The following is a 6,829-nucleotide window of genomic DNA, read 5'->3' as shown; positions in this document are numbered from 1 at the left end:
GGGCGCGGCTGCGCGATCGGAAGCCCGCCCGGGATGCCGCGCGGCGATGCCGCCGCCGGCGCCGCCGACGCTCGGGGAGCCCTTCTCCGGACGAGCGGGTGGGCGCAGCTCGCTCGTCGATGCGGCGGGAGGTGCTTCCTCGATGGTGCGAAACGCCGCGCGACTCGATGGACGACGGACACTTTGGCCCGATCCCCGGTCATCGATCCATTCGAGACCGCAAGCTCCCTTCATCCAGCGAATTCGGCGGCGCAACGCACCATTGGGGATGCATCTCCCTCACGCCGAGCCCTGACCTTGGCCCGGACGATTCCTGAAGCTCTCGGATGCCGTGACGCGTCGGCTCGCTGGCCGGGCCTCCGGCCCGACTGGCCCGTCCTCGCCCTTCCCTCGGCCTGACCGTCCACCGGACCGGCCGGCGATCCGCTCGGCCTCGATCCGTCCGGCCGCGCCGGCAACGCGAATCCTCCCCGCCGAGCCCTCGTGCGAGGACAGCTCGGGCGCCCTGATCTTCTGCGGGCCGTCCTGCGGCATCTGCGGCGTTTCGCCACGGCGGTTCATGAATCATCCGGGTCGGGGCGAGCCCAGGGGCCTCCACCTATCATGGAGGCGCCGCCGCACGCCGCCGGTTCACCAGGCTCGCCGGTGCTGCGCTCGGTCCGGGCCGAGCGAACCTTCCGGCACCGCCCGCCGAACCGACGAGCGAAACCGCTGCCCCGGCCGGGCGCGGGGAGGGACGATGAACGAGCGACAGGACCGATCCCGCCCCGCTTGCCCGTCGTGCGGTGCGCCCGGGTGGAGGGTTCCGGAGCGGACGCTGCGCGCGCTCGTTCGCCCGGAGCGGCTCGCCCGGGCCGGTGGGGCGGGGCCCTTCCGCTTTTGCCCCGTGCGCGGCTGTCCGGTCGTCTACTTCCCGGAATCGGCAGGCGACGTTCTCACCGGCGAGGCGTTGTCCGTGACGGTCTTCCAGAAGTCGGACGATCCGAAGCGCCCCGTCTGCTACTGCTTCGGCCACACGGTCGAGGAGATCGAGCGCGAAGTGGCGGCGACGGGCCGGTCGGCCGTTCCGGATTCGATCGCCGAGAAGTGCCGCCGGGGGCTCGACCGCTGCGAGGAGACCAACCCGCAGGGCCGCTGCTGCCTCGGGAACGTTCGCGCGATCCTGCGGGCCGCCACCGGCCGGCTCGGCAACGGAGACGAGGGGCGCGAATCCTGTTCGTGCGACTGAGGGCCGTTCCGCCGGGCGTTGGTGTCTCCGCGAATTCCCGCCTTCCCGGCCGACCCGGTGAAAGATCGACGCTCCGCCGCGAGGCCCCGCGAAACGAGCGATTCGAGACCGCTTCATCCGGGCGTCCGCTGGCGCCGACGGGACAACGCACCTTCGGCGCAGCGTCTCGTTCGGCCATGGGGGGCGCCGGACGCGCCGGCGCGAAGGCCTCGCTGGCCCGCCGGCCGGGCGGCAGGATCCCTGGGGCCCGCCCATGGCCTTGTCGCGAGCCGCGCCCGCTTCGCCGGACCGGCGGCGCGGGATCGCCGCCCGTTCTGCGAGGGGGAGCCTTCCCCCAGGGGAAGCGGAGCGAGTCACGCCGGTCCTACCGTCCCGTGCCGCCGCAGGCCGCGGCGCGCCCCTGCGGCTGCGCGAATCCGCCGGGCCGCGCGATTGCGCGCATCGCCCCGCCGGATCGCCGGCGGCGTTCCTCCGCTCCGGGGCAGCTGCGCGGCCCGCCGCCGCGGGGCGTTGCCCCCCTCCCCCGCGGGTTCGCCGTATGATCCCTTGCAAGGCCGGCCGGAGGGGCCGTTTCGATCCGGGGGATCGCGACCGGTCGGGGCGCGGGGCGCGTCGTTCGCCGGACGGCCCGAGGGGTGGCGCGCCCTTCGTCCGGGAGGGTGCCATGCGTTCGTCCGCCCTTCTCGCCGGCGCGGCGCTCGTCGCGCTGGGGGGAGCCGCGCCTCGGGCCGGGACCTCCGGCCTGACCTTCGAAGAGCGGGTCGCGGCGCAGCGCGCGATCGACGCCGTGTACGAGGCGCACCGCAGGCGCGTGCCGGTCGCGCTCGTCCGGGTGCCGGTCGAGACCGCCCAGCGGGAGGTGCGCGACACACTCCGGAAGTCGGTCGCGCTCGAGCGCGTCTACGGCGTTCGGGTGACCGGGGAGATGCTCGCGAGGGAGCGCGCCCGGATCGAGCGCGGCACGCGGGCTCCCGGACGCCTCCGCGAAATCTACGGAGCGCTCGGCCGCGACCCGCGCCGGATCGCCGAGGTTCTGGCGCGGTCGCTGCTGGTCGATCGCCTCTTGCGTCACTTCTACGCGTTCGACACGAGGCGGCACGGTGAGGAGCGGGCGCGCGCGGAGGAGCTGCGGCGGCGCCTGGCGGCGGGGGAGCCGGTCGCGTCCCGTCCCGGTCCTTTCACTTGCGAGGGCGTGCCGGGGCCGTCGGGTGCCGTGGACTGCCCGTGCGAGCCGGCGGAGGGCTTTTCGATCGAAGAGCTGACGCCGGCCGCGCTGGCGGCTCGAGAGCGGTCGTTCGGCGATGGCGGTGTCGCGCAGGTCGTCGAGACGCGGGAGGCGTTCGAAGTTCCGGTTCTGGCGGCGCGCGGGGAGCGGTCCCTGTGCGTCGCGCGCTACGCGGTGCGCAAGCGTCCGTTCGAGCTCTGGTGGCGCGAGGTGGCGGCGTCGTTCGATGCGCCGGTCGGGGCGGCCGGCGCGGCCGATTCCGGGACGGGGATACCGCAGCCGGCGGCACCCTCGGGAGGATCGGGAAGGATCCCCGACGACGCGTGGGACACCGCGGGGCTGGAGGACGTCCCGGCGCCGCGGCAGGAGCACACCGCCGTCTGGACCGGCGCCGAGATGATCGTGTGGGGGGGCCGTTCCGGTTTCGAAGAGCTGGGCGACGGGTGGCGTTACGACCCCGCCACCGACACGTGGAGCCGGATCGCCCTGGCCGGGGCACCGGAGCCGCGGCACCTGCACTCGGCGGTCTGGACCGGAACCGAGATGATCGTGTGGGGAGGAGAGGGCACCCGAGGTGCGCTCGCCACGGGCGCGGCCTACGACCCCGCGCTCGATGCGTGGTCAGCGTTGCCGGCGGCCGGCGCCCCCGCTCCCCGCTGGGGCCACGCGGCCGTCTGGACCGGAACCGAGATGATCGTCTGGGGAGGGGAGGACGGCTCGTCGATGCCGGCCGCCGGCGGCCGCTACGACCCGCAGTCCCGGACCTGGCGCGGCATGAGCACCGGGCCTTCGCCGCGCATCGGGCACACGGCGATCTGGACGGGAGCGGAGATGGTCGTCTGGGGAGGGGAGGACGACACCGCGTCGCTCGGTGACGGGTGGCGCTACGATCCCGCCTCCGACCGGTGGACCCCGCTCCCCGTCTCGGGCGCGCCGGCACCGCGGAGCCGTCACGCCGCCGTCTGGACGGGCGGGGAAATGATCGTGTGGGGCGGCTGCGACGCGTTCGCGTTCAGCTGCTTCGACGACGGACGCATCTGGGACGGCTCGACGAACTCCTGGCGGCCGATGTCCAGCGCGTTCGCTCCCGGTCCGAGATGGCGGCACACCGCGGTCTGGACCGGCGGGGAGATGATCGTGTGGGGCGGCAGCCGGTTCGGCACCCCGGCGACCGGCGGCCGGCGCTACGATCCGGCGCTCGACCACTGGTTCCCGGTGAGCACCCTGAACCAGCCGGCCGCGCGCGACGGCCACACCGCCGTTTGGACCGGGAGCGAGATGATCGTCTGGGGCGGCGGCGATCTCGACAGTGGGGGGCGCTACGATCCGGCCGCCGACCGGTGGCTGCCGACCTCCGTCGGTGACGAGCCGGAGCGGCGCTTCGGTCACACCGCGGTCTGGACCGGAAGCGAGATGATCGTCTGGGGCGGACAGGGTCCGGCCGGCGTCCTCGATTCCGGCGCGCTCTACGACCCGGCGACCGACGCATGGCTCCCCACACCGGTCCTGGGCGCGCCGCAGGCGCGGCGGGATCACTCGGCGGTCTGGACGGGGAGCGAGATGATCGTCTGGGGCGGCGCTGCGGGCGGCACCGCCCTGAACTCGGGGGGCCGGTTCGACCCCTCCACCGGACTCTGGACGCCCACGGCATCCGGCGGAGCGCCGGAAGGCCGCTGGGACCACACCGCGGTCTGGACGGGGAGCGAGATGATCGTCTGGGGCGGGGCGGGTCCCGGGAGCGCCGTTTTCGGCTCCGGAGGCCGGTACGACCCGCAGGCCGACGGCTGGGAGCCGGTGGCGGCGGCCGGGGCCCCGTCTCCACGAACGGATCACACCGCGGTCTGGACCGGGAGCGAAATGATCGTCTGGGGCGGAGCCGGCGGCGGAGGGAACGCCCTCGGCGACGGAGCCTCGTACGACCCGGCAGCGGACACCTGGGCTCCGGTGACCCTGGCCGGGGCTCCCGCGGCGCGCCACCTGCACACGGCGATCTGGTCCGGCGAGGAGATGGTGGTGTGGGGCGGCCGCGGCTCGGCGGGCGAGAGGCTGGACGACGGAGGCCGGTTCGCCCCGGCGACCGGCTCCTGGAGGCCGGTCGCCACCGACGGCGCGCCCTCGCCGAGAAGCGAGCACACGGCCGTCTGGCTCTTCGCCCGGATGCTGGTCTGGGGCGGTTCCGACGGGACGCGCCGGCTCGCGAGCGGCGGCCGGTACGACCCGGCGGGCGACCGGTGGCTGCCGATGGCGAGCGAGGCGGGCCCGTCGCCACGCTCCGCCCACACGGCCGTCGCAACGGACCTGACGATGATCGTCTGGGGCGGGACGGGCGGGGCCCCGCTCCGGACGGGCGGCGTCTACGATCCGGGCCGCACCTCGATCGACGACGACGGCGACGGGTCGAGCGAAGAGGACGGCGACTGCGACGACACCGACGCGTCGGTGTTCCACGTGCCCCTCGAGATCGGCGGCGTCCGCTGGTCCGACCGCACGACGCTCGCGTGGGAGTCGGACGCACCGAACTCCGGGAGCGGGACCGCCTACGACGTCGTTCGCGGGCCGGTGTCGGACCTTCCGGTCGGCGGCTCCGGGGAGATCTGCCTCGCGTCGGAGTGGCCGGAGACCACGGTGAGCGACGCGGAGCGGCCCGTGGCGGGGGCGGGTTTCGACTACCTCGTCCGCGGGACCAACCGCTGTGGCGACGGGCCGTACGGGTGGGCGAGCGACGGCGCGATCCGATCGAGCGGCGCCTGTCCGTAAGGGCCGGCCAACCGAATCACCGGCGGCGCGTCCGCCCGCGGACCGCGGTTTCGAGGGGCGGCGCGTCCCGAGCGCCGGGGAGAGGACCCTAGTTCCGGGCGTCGGGAGATGGCGCGTCCCGGCGCCCGGGGAGCGGACTCCAGGGCCGAAGCGTCATGGGGCGGCGCCGGGCCGGCTCGGCCGGGGGGCGCGGTTCGACCGGAAAGACCAGCAGCAGCAGCGTCGAGGACGGGCCGCCGGTTTCGGTGAGCGCCGGGGGCGTGTTCGGCCTTCGGAGGCTTCGCCCGCGAGGGAGCGCCCCCAATGGTGCGAAACGCCGCGCAGCTCGATGTGAGATCGAGACTTGGCCCCGATGGCGCGGGCGCCGGGCCATCCGGGTCCGCCACCTCCGGGAGGTGCTCCCTCGATGGTGCGAATCGCCGCGCAGCTCGATGAGAAACCCTCGCCTCGGCCCGATCCGGCGCCTCGGTCCATTCCAGACCGGATCCTTCGATCCCCCGACGACTTCGGCGGGACGACGGACCCTTGGGGATGCACTTCACGATCTCCGCGCGTTCGGGGGTCGGGCGCGGAGAAACGCACCCTTCGGGATGCCCTCCCGCGGGAGCGCGAGCGGCCCGCTCCCGAGAGCCGCACGCTTCGGGAGGTGCTTCCTCGATGGTGCGAAACGACGCGCAAGTCGGTGTACGACGGACACTTCGGCCCGACCGCCGGTCATCGATCCGCTCGAGACCGGAACCTCCCTTCGTCCAGCGAGTTCGGCGGCCCAACGCACCATTGAGGATGCACCTCCCACGCTTCGAGCTTGCGGAACTCCCCGGGCGGGGAGGGCGCGCGCCGCGCGGCGAGCGGCCTCCCGCCCCGGGCCCTAGATTCGATCCGGGTGGGGTCCGGGAGGAGACGCCGATGCTCGGTCCTGGGGAGGCCCGAAAGACGCGGGCCGGCCGGCCGGTGCGGGTCGTGCTGGCTCTCGTGGGGCTGCTCGGTGCGGCTCTCGCCCTGACAGGGGCGCGGGCGGCTCAGCGGGCGCGGGCGACCGCCCACTGGCCGCGCACGCCGGGGATCGTCCTCGACAGCCGGATCGAGACCGACCGCCACAGGGACGCCTACTACCCCCGCGTGGAGTACGAGTACACGGTCCGCGGGCGCCGCTTCGTCGGCCAGCGCGTCTTTCTGCACGAGCTCGGATCGAGCTACGACTGGGCGCGCTCGGTAGTGGCCCGCTATCCCCGCGGCGCTTCGGTTCAGGTCGCCTACGATCCGGAGGATCCTTCGCGCGCCGTTCTCGAACCGGGACGGCCGGGCGGCTCTCTCGTCCTCCTCCTCGGCGGGATCGCCCTCGCGCTGTTCGGCGCCGGATTCCTGTGGGTGCTGGCGGGCGGCGAGAAAGCGGAGGCTCCGGTCCGGGCGGGGAGGACGGCCCAGGCGGTCGCGCCCCGGCGCTTCGCCATCCTCTTCGCGGTGCTCTGGGTCTTGATGAGCGTGCCCGCCGGACTCGAGGGATGGCGGGAATGGCAGCGCTCCGGGCCGGAGCCCCACGCCCTGCTCCTGCTCGGGTTCGTGCTCCTCGGACCGGCGGCGGCGCTCATCCTCTTCCTCGGCTCCGGCCGGAAGGCCGG

At 74.6% G+C, this 6,829-nt stretch carries 3 protein-coding genes; all 3 read left to right on the top strand.

Annotated elements, in window-relative coordinates:
- The first annotated feature begins 739 nt into the window (after window positions 1-739).
- On the top strand, window positions 740-1,228 hold the full coding sequence (locus D6718_13250; GenBank protein ID RMG42914.1) for a hypothetical protein: 489 nt from the start codon (window positions 740-742) through the stop codon (window positions 1,226-1,228).
- Between the two features lie 253 nt (window positions 1,229-1,481).
- Entirely contained in the window at window positions 1,482-5,210 is a 3,729-nt protein-coding gene (locus D6718_13245) for a hypothetical protein (GenBank protein ID RMG42913.1), read from the top strand.
- Between the two features lie 906 nt (window positions 5,211-6,116).
- Window positions 6,117-6,829 (top strand): DUF3592 domain-containing protein (locus D6718_13240; protein ID RMG42912.1); only part of this gene is annotated, 713 nt, incomplete at its 3' end.

Source organism: Acidobacteriota bacterium, assembly GCA_003696075.1.
In the GTDB taxonomy this organism is placed as follows: domain Bacteria; phylum Acidobacteriota; class Polarisedimenticolia; order J045; family J045; genus J045.
Note: the sequence above shows the minus strand (reverse complement) of the source record. Positions and strands in the feature narration are given on the sequence as shown.